21 protein-coding genes are annotated in these 17,484 nt (G+C 41.5%); 11 read left to right on the top strand and 10 right to left on the bottom strand.

Annotated elements, in window-relative coordinates:
- Positions 1-147: 147 nt before the first annotated feature.
- The 3 genes from ACSSVW_RS06650 to ACSSVW_RS06640 form a co-directional block, all read right to left on the bottom strand.
- Positions 148-573 (bottom strand): secondary thiamine-phosphate synthase enzyme YjbQ, encoded by a 426-nt coding sequence (locus ACSSVW_RS06650; RefSeq protein ID WP_036971402.1) that lies wholly within the window; start codon positions 571-573, stop codon positions 148-150.
- A complete protein-coding gene (locus tag ACSSVW_RS06645; protein WP_065978232.1) occupies positions 570-1,037 on the bottom strand; it encodes a chemotaxis protein CheX in 468 nt (155 codons plus the stop codon). The genes ACSSVW_RS06650 and ACSSVW_RS06645 overlap by 4 nt, the downstream gene beginning before the upstream one ends.
- A gap of 77 nt (positions 1,038-1,114) precedes the next feature.
- Positions 1,115-1,549, bottom strand: coding sequence for a transcriptional repressor (locus ACSSVW_RS06640; RefSeq protein ID WP_036971396.1), 435 nt, complete (start codon positions 1,547-1,549; stop codon positions 1,115-1,117).
- 95 nt (positions 1,550-1,644) lie between these two features.
- Here ACSSVW_RS06640 and ACSSVW_RS06635 point away from each other — a divergent pair, with 95 nt between their 5' ends.
- The 9 genes from ACSSVW_RS06635 to ACSSVW_RS06595 all read left to right on the top strand — a co-directional run bounded on the left by ACSSVW_RS06635 (position 1,645) and on the right by ACSSVW_RS06595 (position 7,864).
- Positions 1,645-2,265: a MarC family protein gene (locus tag ACSSVW_RS06635; RefSeq protein WP_036971394.1), complete on the top strand. Its 621-nt coding sequence runs from the start codon at positions 1,645-1,647 to the stop codon at positions 2,263-2,265.
- 95 nt (positions 2,266-2,360) lie between these two features.
- A complete protein-coding gene (locus tag ACSSVW_RS06630; protein ID WP_075594342.1) occupies positions 2,361-2,840 on the top strand; it encodes a hypothetical protein in 480 nt (159 codons plus the stop codon).
- Positions 2,841-3,063: 223 nt separating this feature from the next.
- The gene (dusA, locus tag ACSSVW_RS06625) at positions 3,064-4,041 is read left to right on the top strand and encodes a tRNA dihydrouridine(20/20a) synthase DusA (RefSeq protein ID WP_454179041.1); all 978 of its coding nucleotides are present in this window, start codon (positions 3,064-3,066) and stop codon (positions 4,039-4,041) included.
- A gap of 241 nt (positions 4,042-4,282) precedes the next feature.
- Positions 4,283-4,957: a PspA/IM30 family protein gene (locus tag ACSSVW_RS06620; RefSeq protein ID WP_036971361.1), complete on the top strand. Its 675-nt coding sequence runs from the start codon at positions 4,283-4,285 to the stop codon at positions 4,955-4,957.
- Between the two features lie 10 nt (positions 4,958-4,967).
- The gene (locus ACSSVW_RS06615; protein ID WP_036971358.1) at positions 4,968-5,174 is read left to right on the top strand and encodes a PspC domain-containing protein; all 207 of its coding nucleotides are present in this window, start codon (positions 4,968-4,970) and stop codon (positions 5,172-5,174) included.
- Positions 5,175-5,183: 9 nt separating this feature from the next.
- Positions 5,184-5,510, top strand: coding sequence for a hypothetical protein (locus tag ACSSVW_RS06610; protein ID WP_036971355.1), 327 nt, complete (start codon positions 5,184-5,186; stop codon positions 5,508-5,510).
- Positions 5,511-5,590: 80 nt separating this feature from the next.
- Entirely contained in the window at positions 5,591-6,097 is a 507-nt protein-coding gene (locus ACSSVW_RS06605) for a copper chaperone PCu(A)C (RefSeq protein WP_199525463.1), read from the top strand.
- Positions 6,098-6,105: 8 nt separating this feature from the next.
- A complete protein-coding gene (locus ACSSVW_RS06600) occupies positions 6,106-7,092 on the top strand; it encodes a DUF2333 family protein (RefSeq protein ID WP_065978189.1) in 987 nt (328 codons plus the stop codon).
- Positions 7,093-7,096: 4 nt separating this feature from the next.
- A complete protein-coding gene (locus ACSSVW_RS06595) occupies positions 7,097-7,864 on the top strand; it encodes a TIGR04219 family outer membrane beta-barrel protein (RefSeq protein WP_075594345.1) in 768 nt (255 codons plus the stop codon).
- A gap of 17 nt (positions 7,865-7,881) precedes the next feature.
- Here ACSSVW_RS06595 and ACSSVW_RS06590 read toward each other — a convergent pair whose 3' ends face one another.
- Both ACSSVW_RS06590 and ACSSVW_RS06585 read right to left on the bottom strand, forming a co-directional pair.
- Entirely contained in the window at positions 7,882-8,769 is an 888-nt protein-coding gene (locus tag ACSSVW_RS06590) for a TIGR03899 family protein (protein ID WP_065978187.1), read from the bottom strand.
- Positions 8,738-9,244: an SRPBCC family protein gene (locus tag ACSSVW_RS06585; protein ID WP_065978186.1), complete on the bottom strand. Its 507-nt coding sequence runs from the start codon at positions 9,242-9,244 to the stop codon at positions 8,738-8,740. The genes ACSSVW_RS06590 and ACSSVW_RS06585 overlap by 32 nt, the downstream gene beginning before the upstream one ends.
- Positions 9,245-9,498: 254 nt before the next feature.
- On the opposite strand from ACSSVW_RS06585, the gene ACSSVW_RS06580 reads away from it, so the two are divergent.
- Both ACSSVW_RS06580 and ACSSVW_RS06575 read left to right on the top strand, forming a co-directional pair.
- The gene (locus ACSSVW_RS06580; RefSeq protein WP_118843973.1) at positions 9,499-11,694 is read left to right on the top strand and encodes a bifunctional diguanylate cyclase/phosphodiesterase; all 2,196 of its coding nucleotides are present in this window, start codon (positions 9,499-9,501) and stop codon (positions 11,692-11,694) included.
- A 121-nt stretch (positions 11,695-11,815) separates the two neighbouring features.
- Complete coding sequence (locus tag ACSSVW_RS06575; RefSeq protein WP_065978184.1) at positions 11,816-13,993, top strand: YgiQ family radical SAM protein; 2,178 nt, start codon at positions 11,816-11,818, stop codon at positions 13,991-13,993.
- A 40-nt stretch (positions 13,994-14,033) separates the two neighbouring features.
- Here the strand turns inward: ACSSVW_RS06575 and mgtE are convergent, their stop codons facing one another.
- The 5 genes from mgtE to hpf form a co-directional block, all read right to left on the bottom strand.
- A complete protein-coding gene (gene mgtE, locus ACSSVW_RS06570) occupies positions 14,034-15,392 on the bottom strand; it encodes a magnesium transporter (protein ID WP_036971332.1) in 1,359 nt (452 codons plus the stop codon).
- Between the two features lie 215 nt (positions 15,393-15,607).
- Positions 15,608-15,880 carry an HPr family phosphocarrier protein gene (locus tag ACSSVW_RS06565; protein ID WP_036971331.1) on the bottom strand — a complete coding sequence of 91 codons (273 nt, stop codon included), beginning with the start codon at positions 15,878-15,880 and terminating at the stop codon, positions 15,608-15,610.
- A gap of 9 nt (positions 15,881-15,889) precedes the next feature.
- A complete protein-coding gene (gene rapZ / locus ACSSVW_RS06560) occupies positions 15,890-16,738 on the bottom strand; it encodes an RNase adapter RapZ (protein WP_036971328.1) in 849 nt (282 codons plus the stop codon).
- On the bottom strand, positions 16,739-17,191 hold the full coding sequence (ptsN, locus tag ACSSVW_RS06555) for a PTS IIA-like nitrogen regulatory protein PtsN (RefSeq protein ID WP_036971327.1): 453 nt from the start codon (positions 17,189-17,191) through the stop codon (positions 16,739-16,741). It abuts the gene before it with no gap.
- Between the two features lie 3 nt (positions 17,192-17,194).
- Positions 17,195-17,482 (bottom strand): ribosome hibernation promoting factor, encoded by a 288-nt coding sequence (gene hpf, locus ACSSVW_RS06550; protein ID WP_036971325.1) that lies wholly within the window; start codon positions 17,480-17,482, stop codon positions 17,195-17,197.
- Between the last annotated feature and the right edge of the window lie 2 nt (positions 17,483-17,484).

Genomic DNA, 17,484 nt, shown 5'->3' with positions numbered 1-17,484 from the left:
TCTGATTTAGAACAACTAAATAACTAAATTTTTGCCTTGTTATCAACGCGGTTTTATTGCCTCAAAATAGACCACTTAATTAAGCGTAATGGTATAACTCCCATTTAAAAACATTTCAGCTACGTCACGCCTGTTTATTTATTTGTTTTATAGTTGACCTTGGATTGTGGCAACAATGCGTCTTGAACCGCCTTGGTCGCGATGCTCACCTAAATAAATACCTTGCCAAGTACCGAGTTGAAGGCGTCCTTGATGGATTGGAATTGTCAGTTCGCAGCCTAATGTACTGCTTTTTATGTGTGCAGGCATGTCATCGTCACCTTCATAATCGTGGCGATAATAACTCTGCCTTTCTGGGACAAAGTGGTTGAAGTGGCTTTCCATGTCCATACGCACTGTCGGATCTGCATTCTCGTTAATAGTTAAACTGGCAGAAGTGTGCTGAATAAACAAATGCAATAAACCGACTTTGTACTGGCTGATTTCAGGTAGTTGACGAAGTAACTCGTCATCAATGATGTGAAAGCCTCGTGTGCGAGGCTTTAGCTGAATGGTTTTTTGTTGCCAACTCATAGCTTATCAAAACTAACTTCTATATTGGCATTCCCGTCCTCTGAGGTGAACGGAATGAGTACTTTAGCACCTTCACACTTATGTGTAATGGTGTGTCCTTTACCTGATACAACAATCGGTGTTGCCATATCAAATTCATAGCCCTTTTCGCCCAGAAGGTTTTTAGCGCCCCCGGTGACCATGTTGGTTATTTCGCCTACCATATCAGTCACTTCTTCGTTAACTGAATCTGGTCGCTCTCCCAGCATTCTTTCCATAATAGTTAAGGCCAAACTTTCATCAAAGGTGATTGAAAGTGAACCTTTAGTTTGTGGGCCAACCATACCGATTAAACCAGAGACATCACCGCGCGCAATCTCATCTTTTTTGAGGCTAGGTTTACCGGGTTTTAATTCTGTTTGAGCCATGGTGCTCAATACATTGAGTAAAGACGATAAAAAAGGGTTGATGAACTCCACATTCATTGTTTATTTTCCCTTAGGTTATTGCAGCGAGGCTGCTGTTCTAACTTTAATTGTAGTGGCTGTATAAAACAGTGCACTTAATCTTTGCAATTTTCACATTTTCCGTGTGCTTCAATTGTTTGTCCTGAGACAATAAAGCCGCTTTCAGCTGCTAAGTTATTAAGCTCGTGCGAAATAACAGTAGAATGCAGCTCTTTTACATAACCGCAGCTATCACAAATTAATAATTGTACTGGATGAATGTGATCAAAATGATGGCACAACATAAATGAGTTTGTGCTTTCTATTTTGTGAATAAAGCCCAGTTCCGACAAAAAGTCTAAGGCGCGATAAATTGTTGCTGGTTTTGCTCCTGACTCAGTTAATTTGAGTTGTTCTAATAAGTCATAAGCACCAACACCACCTTGCGCGCTCGCTAGCAGGCGGAATACTTTTTCACGGATAGGTGTAAAACGTGCACCACGATTATCACATACTTGTTTTGCTTTACTGACGAGTGATTCTGTATTCATCTTCTCTTATCCTTACGCTACCGTGATATACTATCATACTGTATTGTAGTTGCAGCGTTTTTATTCGCTAGCAGGTTTTCTTGGGAGTTTTCGGTATGAGTGAATTGCTTGCTGCGTTCATTTTCTTTTTTGCTGTCATTGATCCAATTGGTACTGTGCCGGTCTTTATCGCGGTTACACGAGGCGAAGACGCTAAGTTTAAACGTAAAGTAGCATTAAAAGCGGTGGGAGTGTCGGCACTGGTTTTATTGTTTTTTGTACTCGCGGGTGAACTACTTTTAAACGCAATTAAGATTCCTTTGTCTGCTTTTCAAATTGCCGGCGGAATTGTGTTACTAATATTTGCCTTGTCGATGATTTTTGGTGAAAGTAAGCCTGAAAGTGAAATAAAAAGTGTCCGCAATAGTACCGAAACGGCTATTTTTCCACTCGCTATTCCGTCAATAGCAAGCCCCGGAGCAATGCTTGCTGCAGTACTAATGACTCGAAACAATGAATACACATGGCTGGAGCAGTTAATCACGTCATCAGTGATGTTATCGGTGTTGATTATAGTGCTGGTTTTACTGTTACTTGCAACGCATGTACATAAACTCATCGGTGATAGTGGTGCAAGTATCATAAGCCGTGTGATGGGATTAATTTTATCTTCGGTTGCGGTAACAAATATTCTGGGTGGCATTGCTCATTATTTTGGCTTAACGGTTGCGGTATAGTAAAAATTAAAGCGCATTTTCAGTCATTTAAACTTTGAATTATTGCCTTCTATTATCTAACTTAAAAGGAGGCAATATAATTTAAGGAACAAAGAATGCGACTCAAACATGTTGTTTTATCTGTTTTTCTGCTTTTTAGTTTAGCTGCTTGCATGGAGCCGACCTATGATAGTGGCAAATTAAAAGTGATCGAAGTGACAGATCATGACTTTAAAATCAATGATGAAAGTGCAGTAACCTTGATCATCGGTCATGCCAATGTAGCTGAATATAGCTTTTCACTTCGCAAGAGCGATCTTAAAAAAGGCACTCTGTTGCAGTCGGTGTCTGACAGTAACCCGAATGTGCGCGCTGATGGTACATTCTTCAGTGAATATTATGTGCAATCAAAAGATCATGACACGCACGCATCAATTGAAATTGTAGAAATCGATCCTGTTGAGAAAGTGGCACGCATTGCTGTGGGTGCTAAGCTCGTTAATCTAAAAAATGAAGATTATAAAGAACTCGAAATTACACTATTTGAACTTACCGGCCAAAATTTAGAAAATCTCTTAAATAAAGTAGAGATTTAGTCATTACTTTATTTCCTCCCAGATGAAGTGTGTTAGTTACACACTTCTTCATTATCTGATCTACGATTAAGTCATGCCGTCAGCTTTGTTAAGTGGTATAATCACGCAAACTTTATTTTTATTGTGATGGCTAATTATCTTAGCCGTTACTGCTTTAATAAGCGTTAATGTATTAGGTAATCAAGTTGCAAGTGAACGCATTGATATTTAAAGGGGCCATACTATGAGCACGACGACATTAAATCGCCGTTTGTCGGTGGCACCCATGCTCGATTGGACTGATCGTCATTGTCGAACATTCCATCGTAAAATGACAAAACATGCTGTGCTTTACACCGAAATGGTGACAACAGGTGCTATTTTATTTGGTAAGGGTGATTACTTACACTTTAATCAACATGAAGGTCCTGTTGCGTTGCAGCTGGGTGGGTCTGACCCTGACGCACTTGCTAAATGTGCTAAGTTAGCGGCAGAGCGTGGTTATGACGAGGTTAACCTTAATGTAGGATGCCCATCTGATCGCGTGCAAAACGGTCGTTTTGGTGCGTGTTTAATGGCTGAGCCAAAGCTTGTTGCTGAGTGTGTCGCGGCGATGAAGGCTGAAGTATCGATTCCAGTGACCGTTAAAACACGGATCGGAATTGACGAGCAAGATTCGTATGAGTTTTTATGTGCTCTGATTGAAGCAAGCCACGATGTAGGCTGTGATGACTTTATTATTCATGCCCGTAAGGCATGGCTAAATGGGTTAAGCCCGAAAGAAAACCGTGAAATTCCGCCGCTTGATTATCCGCGAGTTTATCAACTCAAAAAAGACTATCCGCAACTGCACTTGAGTCTAAACGGTGGCGTGAAAACGATTGCTGATACAATTACGCACCTTGGTTATGTTGATGGCATTATGATTGGTCGTGAGGCATACAGTAATCCATTCATTTTAAGTGACGTTGACGAAAAAATTTACGGTGATACCCCGTTTACTCTTAATCGTCATCAGGTTGTGCGAGCTATGTATGATTACATTGAAGATGAGATGAGCCAAGGCGCGAATTTTTGGCATATTGCTCGCCATATGTTGGGTATTTTCCAAGGCCAGCCGGGCGCGCGAGGCTTTAGACGCCACCTTTCAGAAAATGGTCATGGCAAAACGGCCGATTTAAGTGTTATGGATAAAGCATTGAGCTTTGTACCAGAAATTTAATGTTCAAATTGGAACAGAAAAAAAGCCACTCTTTTGTGGCTTTTTTTGATCCTAAAATTTGGTTTAAAAGTTAGTTTTTTAGTCAAATTAGTTATTTTCCATTCAGCTTAAAGTCAGTGTTTAGTTACGTGAAAACTAATTAACCTTATGTATTTTAATGGTTATTTTAAAATTTTTTGTAGTTGGCATAAGAATTGGAATCTCCTTGGTGTATTAACCCAATTATCAACAGGAGAATCACATGGGTGTATTAAATCGCGTAAACGACATTATTCAGGCTAATTTATCTGCTGCACTCGATAAAGCAGAAGATCCTGAAAAGCTGCTTAATTTACTCGTGCAAGAAATGCAGGATGCACTTAATGAGTGTCGTGCAACCGCAGCAACATTCTTAACTCAAGAAAAGCAAATAAAGCGTGAAATTGCAGCAAAACAAGCAAAGCAAGCTGATTGGCAAGCGAAAGCTGAAAAAGCACTTAGTAAAGACAGAGATGATCTTGCTAAAGCAGCATTAATTGAGAAACAGCGTTTAAACGCAGAGATTGAAGCGCAGCAACGTGAAATGGATAAAGTGGCTGACTCATTAGCGAAGTTAACAGACGACTGTCAGCGTTTGCAAAATAAGCTTGCAGATGCCAAAGCAAAGCAACTGACTTACATGCAAAAAGAGCGCGTGGTTACGGCACGCTTAAAAGTCAAAGAGCAGCTTCATAGTAACAAAGTTGCGGATGCGTTAGCGCGATTTGATTATTTAGAGCAGCGCGTTGAAAACATCGAGTCGCAAGTTGAAGCCTATGAGCTTACACACAGTGATGCTGCAAATTCGACAGCGGCGCAAATTGCTGCGTTAGAAAAAAATGATGCTATAGACAAAGAGCTGGCCGATTTAAAAGCCACAATGAAACAGTCGGCTTAGGAGGAAAACGATGAATACTTATCATACATCATCACGTTGGTTTAGAGATTTAACTAATAAGAAAATCTCTGGAGTGTGCAGCGGTTTAGCTGCTCGATTGGGCTTCCCTGTATGGTCAACGCGTTTGCTCATGATCATACTGTTTTTACATATGCCTTTCATTGTTGGGGTGGGTTACCTTGTTGCACATTGTAGCTTGCCAGTAAAAGGTTATTAGGAGCTGGTCATGAAAACGTTAGCTATTATTGTCTTAGCAATTTTACTACTGTGCACAGATACATTTGCATTTGTATCCTTTGATTCATGGCAGCTGCCTTTATCAATAGCCGATATGAGCTGGGCTGGGCTTGAGGTGGTTGGTGCACTTGTCGCTGTTATTGCTCTAGTTGCTGGGGTTGCTTTATTTACCATAGGCTTAATTGGTGCAGGTGTGGTTGCTTTAGTCGGGGTAGTGCTTGCGTTTTTATTTGGTTCTGTGGTGATTGCATGGCCCTTATTATTAATTGCAGCTTTGTGTTGGCTGATTGCTGATAACAAGAAATCACCAGCTTAAGGTACGAATAAACTGCCTTAATAAATAAAGTATGCTAAATTTAGCGGGTAAGTTGATGTCTTAACAAGGATTAAAACATAATGAAACTGTTGCCCGCATTCTCTTTTCTTATCACAAGTTTATTTTATAGTACTTTTTCATCTGCCCACAGCGGTCATGACCATAACGATGTTGCAGAAGTAACCGTGAGCAATGCCCAAGTTCGCGAATTTTTACCTGCCAGTAAGGCCAGTGTCGCTTATTTTACGATTACCAATCCGAGTCAGCAGGCTACAACATTAACAAAGGCAACATTGGATGGTTTAGGGCGCGTTGAAATTCATCAACATACCCATGTTGATGGCATGATGAAGATGGAACAGGTTATTTCGTTAGAGATAGGTGCTCACAGCAGCATTGAATTCAAACCCGGTGGTTATCATTTGATGGTGTTTGACCCTGAAGATGAGTTAAAAGCAGGGCAAGAACGAAAACTCACGCTATATTTTAAAGATGGCAACCGAGTATTTACTCAAGCCAAAGTTGTCTCTTTACATGATATGTCTAAAGAGGCATCACAAAAAAGTAAAGAGCACTCACATCACTAGGAGGTACCATGTCTGAGCATAAAGGAAAAATAGCCAGTGCATTACTTATTATCTTAATTATTTTTTACGCGGTTTCGGTTTACTGGAGTAGTGAACCTGACCGTATGGATGTTGTAGGTAAAGCAAAGCAAGAAGCACAAATGCGTGGCGAAAAGTTTGTCACGGGGTACACCACTACGACAACGTTAATTAATGTAGCTAGTACATTATTGAATAAGCCCGGTGGTTACTTGTCTAACGATATTATGCCACCCAGTGTCATGATGGATAATATGCCTGCATGGGAATATGGGGCGCTTGAAATGACGCGTGACCTTGTATTATCAATGCGTAAGGACTTTAGTCGTTCTCAGTCTCAATCAACAGAGCATGAAGCACTTAAAAAAGCGCAGCCGCAGTTTAACATCAGCTCCGAAGCATGGGCGTGGCCAAGCGCTGAAGCTGAATATCAAAAAGGCATTGATTTACTTGTTGTTTATCGCAGCCAAATTGCCGACCAAAATGACAGAGACAGTCAATTTTATGCACGCGCTGATAATTTACGTGGTTGGCTAAAAGAAGCCGAAAAGCGCTTAGGCAGTTTAAGTCAGCGTTTAAGTGCAAGTGTTGGCCAAGAACGCCTAAACACTGACTTGGCCGGTGATACGGCTGCCCACCAAGCAACTTATGCACCATTACAAAACCAAGTGAAAACGTCGTGGTGGGAAATTGATGATGTATTTTACGAATCAAGGGGAGCCACGTGGGCGCTGTTACACTTTTTACAGGCTGTTGAATACGATTTCGCAGATGTCTTAGAAAAGAAAAATGCCCGTGTTAGCCTACAACAAATTATTCGTGAATTAGAAGCCACACAAGAAACGGTGTGGAGCCCAATGATTTTAAATGGCAGTGGTTTTGGTTTTGTTGCCAATCATTCACTGGTAATGGCAAATTATATTTCTCGAGCCAATGCGGCTCTAATTGAACTTAGCGAACTTTTAGCGCAAGGATAAAATGATGAAAAAGTACTGTTTAGCGGCCGCGCTTTCGATGGCCTGTTTAGCTCCTACAGCTCAAGCTGACACTCTATTAGGTTTATACCTTGGGGTCGATGGCTGGCAATCAGATAATAGCGGTAGCTTTGCTCAAGACGGTAATTTACAAAGTTTTAATTTTGAAGATGAGACTTTCACAAGCTACTATGCAGCACTAGAACACCCAGTGCCTTTAGTACCTAACATTAAATTAAAATACACCGAGCTTGAGCTGAATGGTTCAACCATGTTGGATGAGTCATTTAGTTTTGGTGGTTCAGATTATGTTGTTGGTACACAAGTAGGCACTGTCAGTGATCTTTCTCACGTAGATTACATTCTTTACTACGAAATTTTCGATAATGATTTAGTGTCGATTGATTTAGGTGTGAACGCCAAGCAATTTGACGGTGATATTGTCGTGACAGGCACCTCGCAAGACGGTGGCCCAAGCACAACAGAACGTGTTGATTTCTCTGGTTTTGTTCCACTTGTATACGGCCGCGCAGAAGTGGGTTTACCGTTTACAGGTTTAAGTGTTTTCTTTGAAGGCAGCTTATTAGCGATTGATGACAGCAAAGTACAAGACTACCAAGCCGGTATTGCGTATGCGTTGCTTGATAATCTTGCTATCGATTTAGATGTTAAAGCGGGCTACCGTTCAATGACATTAGAATTGGATGATATTGATGATATCTATACGGATTTAGATGCGTCAGGCCCATTTGCGGGTATCCAAATTCACTTTTAATTGAGTATGCTGGCAGGTTATTTTGTAGCTTGCCAGCTTATTTCAAACTCATCGTCTAATGAGGTTGTTAGTATTTGCTTATAAGCCTTATTGATAGGTGAGACGATCAGTTTTCTTAATTCATCCCCCGTTTGTGTAAACTTATAATAGCTCAATACAAGGTCATTACTTTTAGCTTTTAAAATGAGTCGTTGATTCATAAAGCTTAGTGAGAGTTCTTGGCCAGCTTTCAATACTGCTGACTCTATTTCTTTACGATACAATAAGTTGATATCCATCAACGTTAAAATGTCAGGAAAACTAACAGGGGTTTTACCCAAGTTAAGGGAGACTTTGTTACCTTTTCTGAGTAAATCAAACAAGGATGGCTTTTTATAAAAGCCTAACAAAATTAGGTGACTGTTGTCTTTTTCGTTGTAGCCACATAGCGACGTGCTGCGTTGCAGTGCATCTGCTTCACGTTGTGTCATGTATTTAAGCGTTTGCAAACTCTTGATTGAAAATGTGCCAGGTGAGACGGTTTCACCGGCCAGTATTTTAGCCCATAGTTTTTGCATCGAGATGTTTGCGGTGTCTTCACATAAGCTAATAAATCGTTCTATCCAGTCTGAATCAGGCTGTTGTTGGCCTGTAACATCTGGGCAAAATGCCATCGCCATTGCCATGATGGTTTCAATATTCTCTTGGCGCTTAATAAATTGAATTTCTTGGCGTGTTTGCGCTCGTTGCAGTAAGCTGGCTTCTGCATTTATTTTATACGCCAACTGCTGCTGCCCTTGTGAAGAGTAGCTGTCATCGCTGGGACTGTTGATTTTGACAGTCGATGACTTATGAATGGGATAACCAAGCTGGTTTTCAATGATATTAGCAAGATTAACTCTTGCCTGAGCCGCTTTGACTGTCATCGGGAGCAATGGCCTTGTTGTTAGTAGCTAACTGCGCAGTGGTCTTAATATTATTGAGCGCCAGTTTAACTGTGTTGTTAAGAATATATTGGCTTAGCAAAGCGAGGTAGCCGCCAATAATAGGGGTATTTACTTCACCATGTAGGGTGCAGATAATCTCAACTTCACTGCCTTTACCAACATAGCTTATCGAACCTTGGGCGATATGTTCCTGATTAAACAAAATATTGAAAGTCATTTTATCTGGACTTAACTGGGTGATTGTCATTTCACCTGAGCCAAACTTACTTTGCCAAAATTGATGAGCTCCAACGCCTTTACTTGGCTCAGCGACAGTAAACTTAATACTGGGATCAACTGCTTGCCATGGTTGCCAACGTGGCCATTGTGTGAAATCGCTCACTAAGCTGGCTATTTCATCCGGCGCTGCTGTGACGTTAACCGACTTATTAACGGTGTATTTTTGTGACAGCATTAGGCCAATTACCAAGGCGATTAGCGCACTGATAAACAGCGTTTTTAGGCATAAAATGAATAATTTAATGATCCCACCTCAGGCAATAATTTGATAGCTTTCATAACATTATACGTATCATAGACTATAATCTACACAGTATAAGTTATCACTAATGTATCATAGCCGAATAAGTGATAGAATTTTAAGCAACACTGTAAACCGGAATTGAGCCATCGTTACTGTTTTACGCTGATTTGTCTAAGGAATTATTAATGGCATCAGAATCTAACGACTTTTTGTTTAGTGACCAAGATGATGAGCCGCTATTGAGCGAAACAGCCTCAGAGTTTTGGGATGTCTTAATTGTTGACGATGATCCAGAAATACATTCAGTAACAAAATTGGCGCTCTCAGGCGTTGAGTTTTGGGATAAAGGTCTGCGTTTCCATCATGCGTATTCCGGAGCAGAAGCACTTTCTGTGCTTAAAGATAATCATTCAATTTCCGTTGTATTACTGGATGTAGTTATGGAATCTGATGATGCGGGCTTGCAAGTTGTGAAGCAAGTTAGAGAGTCCCTCAATAATCATAATGTGCGCATTATTTTGCGCACGGGTCAACCAGGCTACGCACCAGAAGAAAAAGTAATTCGTGAATACGACATCAACGACTATAAAACAAAAACAGAGCTTACCCGCAGTAAGCTTATTACTGCGCTCGTGACGGCGATTCGTTCTTATGAGCAGGTCTGTCAGCTGGAGTTTCAAAGTCGAGCACTCAATAACATCCTCTATGCCTCAAAAGCTATTTTAGGTTTCACAGATATCAAAGCGTTTACCATGGCGGTAATAAAACAGCTTTCATTTATTTTAGAGTGTGAGCCACAAGGGTTGCTATGCGGATCATTAGACGATGATAACCAAGTCTGTGTGCTTGGTGGTTGTGTCGAATACAACGAGTTTATTGGCCAAGGTGTTGAGCAGTTAGACAATGGGCGTATTATTTTACAGGTGAAAAACTGTCTAGAGCAGGGCACACATCAACACACTGAAATTGATAGCACTTACCTACTAAAAAGTAAAAATCGCCAAGCCGCTATATACTTAGAGACCGCACATATCCCGAGTGAGTCGCAGTTACAATTTGCAGAAATATTTCTCACCAATGTGAGTGTGGGACTTGATAATGTGCGTTTGTTTAACCGTTTACGTGATGCAGCTTATAAAGATACGTTAACCGGCCTTTCTAATCGCAATGATTTTATGAACAAGGTCGAGCGTTTTTATCATCCTGGTAAAAATGATTATGTTTTTTTACTGATCGACGTTGCGCAGTTTTCAGATATTAACAATGGGTTAGGCCAAGAAATTGGCAATTTAATACTCGTTGCTATCGTTGACAGGTTACGTCAAGAGTACCCTCAAGCTGAGTTGATATCGCGAATTGGTGCTGATGTATTTGGCTTATTACTGCCAAAAGAGCAATGTGATATTGAGATGCTATGTGAGCATTTAAGCTTGCCATTCAATGCGGGTGAGCACATTTTGCCGATCAATTTTAAAATTGGTATGTGCTGCCAAGGGGATTTCAAGCCATCAGGTATCGAAACCCTAAAGCTCGGTTATATTGCATTAAACCAAGCAAAAAAACAGTCAATGGAGGCTGTTATTACTTATACGCCTGACATGGAAGAGCAAATGGCATGGCGGTTAGGCATTATCAGACAGCTTCGCCAAGATTTTGAACAGCGTAAACTCGAAGTGTGGTTTCAGCCACAACTCGATTTGAAAACATTAGACATCATAGGATGTGAAGCTTTATTGCGATGGCCCTCAGGTAATGGCCAGTACATTTCACCCGCCATATTTGTGCCGATGGCTGAAGATGCGGGTTTAATTGTCGAAATAGGTCAATGGGTATTAGAGCAAGCATGCATGCAGCAAAAGCGTTTGGAGCAACTCGGTTTTGCAATTAGCATTGCAGTCAATGTCTCGGTGCCGCAATTTAAAGTGAAAGGTTATGCGCAGCGCGTAAAAGACACCTTAATTAATTACCAAGTTGAACCAAAGTTTATTGAGCTTGAAGTAACCGAGAGCGTTGTAATGGACGAACTTAGTAATGTTATTACGACGTTGCAGGAGCTTAAAGACTTTGGGATCGAAATTGCTATCGATGACTTTGGTACAGGCTTTTCATCGTTAAGTTATTTACAACGCTTACCACTCGATCGACTAAAAATAGACAGGGCATTTATCAAAGACCTTCCCGGTGAAGATTGTGAAGCCATTGCGGCGTTAATTATTTCTTTAGGCGCAAGATTAGGGTTGAAAACGATTGCTGAAGGAGTTGAAACACAAGCCCAAGCAGACTATTTAAGTGAACTTGGTTGCGATGAAGTGCAAGGCTTTATGTACGCTAAACCTATGCCAGAGAAAGAGTTAATTACGTATTTACAAGCTAAGCACTAATTGGCTTTGATAAAACTCAACGATTTAGAAGCGCCCTTCCATTTGAAGGGCGTTTTGTTTTCTATAATAATCCTTAAGAGTGGGGTATAATTCGCCCCTTTTTGGTAGCAGAGTACATTTTATGAGCGCATTAAAAGCCGAGCGTGGCCTGTTTTCTTACCCTAAATATTGGGCCGAATGCTATGGCACAGCGCCATTTTTACCAACCACCCGAGCAGAGATGGATGCGCTAGGCTGGGACAGCTGTGATGTCATTATTGTCAGTGGTGATGCCTATGTAGATCACCCAAGCTTTGGAATGGCTGTTATCGGGCGCATGCTTGAATCACAAGGTTTTCGCGTTGGTATTATTGCCCAGCCAGATTGGAATTCTAAAGATGCTTTTATGACACTTGGAAAACCAAACCTCTTTTTTGGGGTGACTGCGGGCAATATGGACTCAATGATCAATCGTTATACTGCCGAAAAACGTATGCGTCATGACGATGCTTACACACCTGGTAATGTTGGGGGAAAGCGTCCTGACCGTGCAGTTGTTGTTTATAGTCAGCGTTGTCGTGAAGCGTATAAAGATGTGCCATTAGTGATTGGTGGTATTGAAGCGAGTTTACGCCGTATTGCGCATTATGATTACTGGCAAGAAAAAGTGCGCCGAAGCATATTGTTCGACGCCAAAGCTGATATTTTGATCTATGGTAATGCTGAGCGTCCATTGGTCGAGGTTGCTCATCGTATTGCAGCCGGTGAGAGTGTCGATTCAATTCAAGACATTCGTGGTACCGCGGTTATTCGTAAAGAGCCATTACCAGGGTGGCGCGGCAGCGATTCAACAGCCATCGATAAAATTGGCAAAATTGACCCGATCCCTAATCCGTATGGTGCGGATGATGTTGGCTGCAGTAAATCTGAATTTAAACAAGCCGGTATTGATTTAAGTGCTGAGGCGGCAAAGCCGATAACAATTCAGCCTGCGCGTCCTAAGCCTTGGGAAAAAACCTATGTTAAGTTGCCAGCTTATGAGCAAGTAAGTGTAAACAAGCCTTTGTATGCGCATGCATCGCGTATTTTACACCAAGAAACAAATCCCGGATGTGCACGTGCATTATTTCAGCGCCATGGCGATCGCTCTATTTGGGTCAATCCGCCGGCTTTTCCGCTTGAAACAGAAGAGATGGATGGCGTTTTTGGTTTGCCATATCAACGTATTCCACATCCAAGTTATGGTGATGAAAAAATTCCTGCTTACGAGATGATCAAAACGTCCGTGAATATCATGCGAGGCTGTTTTGGTGGGTGTTCATTTTGTTCGATTACTGAACATGAAGGACGTATTATCCAAAGTCGCTCAGAGCAATCTATCATTGACGAAATTGAACAAATTCGTGACAAGGTGCCAGGGTTTACAGGGGTTATCTCTGACTTAGGCGGCCCAACAGCGAACATGTATAAATTACGTTGTAAGAGTAAAAAAGCAGAAAGTACATGCCGTCGTTTATCGTGTGTTTACCCTGATATTTGTAAACATATGGACACCGACCACACGCCGACGATTGAGTTATATAAAAAAGCACGTGATGTAAAAGGGATTAAAAAGATCTTAATTGCATCGGGTGTGCGTTACGATTTAGCCGTTGAAGACCCTCGCTATGTTAAAGAGCTGGTCACTCACCATGTTGGTGGTTACTTGAAAATAGCACCGGAACACACCGAAGATGGCCCGTTATCGAAAATGATGAAGCCAGGTATGGGCGCTTACGACAAGTTTAAAGAGTTGTTTGATAAATACTCGAAAGAGGCAGGTAAAAAGCAGTATTTGATCCCGTATTTCATCTCAGCTCACCCAGGCACCAAAGATGAAGACATGGTGAATATGGCGCTGTGGTTAAAATCGAATGACTTTAAGCTTGATCAAGTTCAGAACTTTTATCCTTCACCCATGGCGAATGCGACGACAATTTATCATACCGAGATGAACTCGTTGCGTAATATTAAAAATAACACGGAGCAAGTACCTGTTCCAAAAGGGGCACGTCAGCGTCGTCTGCATAAGGCAATTTTGCGTTACCATGATCCGGCTGGTTGGCCGATGATCCGTGAAGCTCTTAAAAAAATGGGTAAAGCGAATCTCATTGGTAAAGGCCCTCATTGTTTAGTTCCTGAGGAAGGGCGTAATGAAAAGGCAGCAAAAGGGAAAGGGCGCACAGGCCGAGCTGCACTAACCCGCCACACAGGTTTTAGCCAATTTAAGAAGGCGAACACCAAACCGCGTGTTGGTAAAAATAAGCAACGTGCAACATAGATTATACAAAGTAAAACGGCTCACAAGGGCCGTTTTTAGTTTAAATAAGTAACCAAGTCGCAGTGCCTAAAAAGGCAAAAATACCCACTATATCTGTCACCGTCGTAAGCACTACGCTGCCTGCTAATGCAGGGTCAATTTTCATTCTCTTTAAAATAAGCGGAATACTGGCCCCTGCAATACCTGCTGCCACTAAGTTCATGAACATAGCAAAGGCTAGCACCGCACCGAGTTTAAAGTCCCACTGCCACAGCGCGACAACACCCGCGATTAAAATAGACCAAATTACCCCGTTTAGCGCGCCGATAGCGAGCTCTTTGAGTAATAAAAAGCGTTGGTTAGTTTGGTTTATATGGCCAACAGCAATACCACGAATAACAAGTGTAAGCGTTTGGCTGCCTGCTACGCCTCCCATTGAGGGAACAATACCATTTAGTACAGCAAGAATAGGTAAGATAGCTAATGTATTCTCGAAAAAACTAGCGACTATTGCAGCGAGTAAAGCAGTTAATAAGTTGACTCCTAGCCAAATAGAGCGGCGCTGCGAGCTTTTCAATACGGGAGCAAAAGTATCTTCTTCATCATCAAGACCCGCTAAGCTTAATAAGCTATGTTCGGCATCTTCACGGATAACGTCAACGATATCATCGATGGTAATACGCCCTAGTAAGTGCGCGTTATCATCTACAACGGGGGCTGAAATCCAGTTATGGCGTTCGAATAATTGTGCCACGTCGCTTTCATCCATCGATATTAAGATAGATTCACAGTCTTCATCCATCAGGTCGCGAACCACTTTATCTGAGGGATTGGTCAACAACGTCGTTAAAGATAATGCCCCTAAAAAGCAATTATGTTTATCAACGACGTATAAATCATCGGTGCCTTCAGGTAAATCGCCGCGTAAACGCAGGTAGCGTAAAACAACATCTAGTGTGACGTCTGGGCGAATGGTTACCGTATCGCTGTTCATCAAGGCACCAGCTGAGCGCTCTTGATAAGACAGGGCTTGGGTGGCTCTTTCTCTGTCTTGCGAGTCCATGGCGCCGACAACGTCTTGGTAGACTGTATCAGGTAGGCTTCGAAGAACCTCACCTAAATCATCGTCGTCCATGTCTTCGGTTGCGGCAGCAATGTGCTCAGGTTCCATTTGGGCAATAATGCCTAAACGTACATCTTCTGAGAGCTCTTCTAATACGTCACCACGCACATCAGGGTCTACCAGCTGCCAAAGCATACGGCGAATTTTATGCGGGGATGATTCTAAAAGGAGTGCGGTATCACACGGTGCTGTTTTTGCTAACATGCCGCGCACTTGAACAAATTGACCACTATTGAGTGACTTGGTCACCTGTTTTAGTTGTTGTAGCGGGTAATCTTGTTCAAAGGCTTCTGGCATTGGCGTCCTTACAACTGAAAAAATAGCTTAAAATCTGACTCAGCAAATACAGCATAGTTGCTAAATTTAGTATTTGCAGGGATATCGCCGCACTGAGATAAATTTACTAAGAAAAATGTATTTTAGAGAAGCGAGCGATATAAAAGTAGGATATTTAACAGGAATTTTAAATACCCAATGCAAGTTTAACGTAAACAGTCAAGGCTTAGCAAATGCTATTCTTGTTCATGAAAGCGTTGTGCAATTAATTCGCCTATTGCATTGAGTGCTGCGTCAGCATCGGGGCCTTCACACACCACACGGACTTCTTTGCCTTGGCTGCTCTCGAGTAACATTAAGGCTAATACACTATCGCCTTCGGCTTCTTTATCGTCTTGGTAAAGCGTTATTTTAGCATCGAATTGCAGTGCAAGTTGTGCCAAAACCGTGGCTGCTCGTGCATGTAAACCTAGCTTATTTTGGATTAAAAAAGTGTCTTCAGCATGCATCGTCGTTGCCTATTGGGTATCTTGCTCGCGGTGGCGTATTTTCACGTTTGCGTGACTTTTCGAAAAGCTCTCACCAATGGTTTGCGCTAAGTAAACCGAGCGATGTTGTCCACCTGTGCAGCCAATCGCAATGGTTAAATAACTGCGATTATTTCGCTCTAAGTGAGGGAGCCATGTTTGTACAAAGGTTTGAATTTGCCATGTAAACTTTTGCACTATGCTGTGACTAGCAAGGTAATCTTTTACTGGTTGGTCTAAGCCTGTCAGTGGTTTTAGATCCGGTTCCCAGTGTGGATTCGGTAAAAAGCGAGCATCAAATACGTAATCAGCTTCTTTTGGAATACCGTGCTTAAAGCCAAACGACATAAAAGTAATAATGAGCTTTTTGTCTTTTTTACCCAGTATTTTTTCGCGAATAGATTCGGCAAGCTGATGCACGCTGAGATCGGTCGTATCAATCATAAAATCGGCACGGGTGATCAAAACATCCAGTAATACTTTTTCTTGTTTAATCGCTAAATCAAGCGGCAGCGAGTCAATCGATAATGGGTGTAAGCGGCGTGTTTCAGAGAATCGTTTGATCAGTGTTTGATCATCACTATCTAAATAAAACAACGTGGGTTTTGCAAAGCCCGGTAAATACTCAAGAATATCGTTAAATTCTTGCTGTTCTTTCGGCAGGTTACGCACATCGATACTTACAGCAATTTTGTCGTAATTATCTGACACACTGCGTACTAACGAAGGAAGTAGGTTTACAGGAATATTATCAACGCAGTAATAGCCTAAGTCTTCAAGTACTCGTAAAGCGACCGATTTACCTGAACCAGAGCGACCGCTGATAATAATTAATTCCATTTATGCCTCTGATGCAATGACTTTAAACAGATCACTATCTGTTTTAGCACTGCGTAGCTGTTTACAAAATTCTTTGTCTTTAAGTCTATCAGCAATTGTTGATAAGGTCTTTAGATGAAGTTGACAGTCACCATCTGGTACGATGAGTGCGACAAAAATATCCACTGGACGATTATCAATTGCGTCAAAATTTATAGGTGACTCACTCACAATTACAAATGCGTGTGGCTGATCTGCACCGCTCATACGACCATGTGGAATCGCAATACCTCGGCCAATACCCGTGCTGCCCAATTTTTCTCTGTTCAATAGGGCATTGAGTATATCTTGCTGAGATAAATGAGGGAGCTGCTCATGAGCCAGTTCGCTGATAAATTCGAGAATTCTTTTTTTGCTATTAAAAAGGACCGCAGCTTTGCTGCAGTCCTGGTTAGTAAGTGAACTAAGTTTCATAATTTAGTGTCGAGCTAATTTCTCTTTGTGTTTAATTACTTGACGATCAAGTTTATCGATTAACGAGTCGATGGCTGCATACATATCTTGGTGTTCAGTAGAGGCAAATAACTCGCCTCCGTTTACATGTAAAGTTGCTTCTGCTTTTTGGCTTAGTTTTTCTACATCTAGAATGACATGAACATTATTAATGTGGTCAAAATGCCTTTCTAGTTTCGCAAACTTGGTGTTTACATAGTCTCTTAATGAATCTGTGATTTCTACATGACGACCAGTTAAATTTAGTTGCATAA

The sequence above is a fragment of the Pseudoalteromonas sp. MBR-15 genome (genome assembly GCF_053628915.1).
This window is presented reverse-complemented; position numbering and strand designations above follow the sequence as displayed.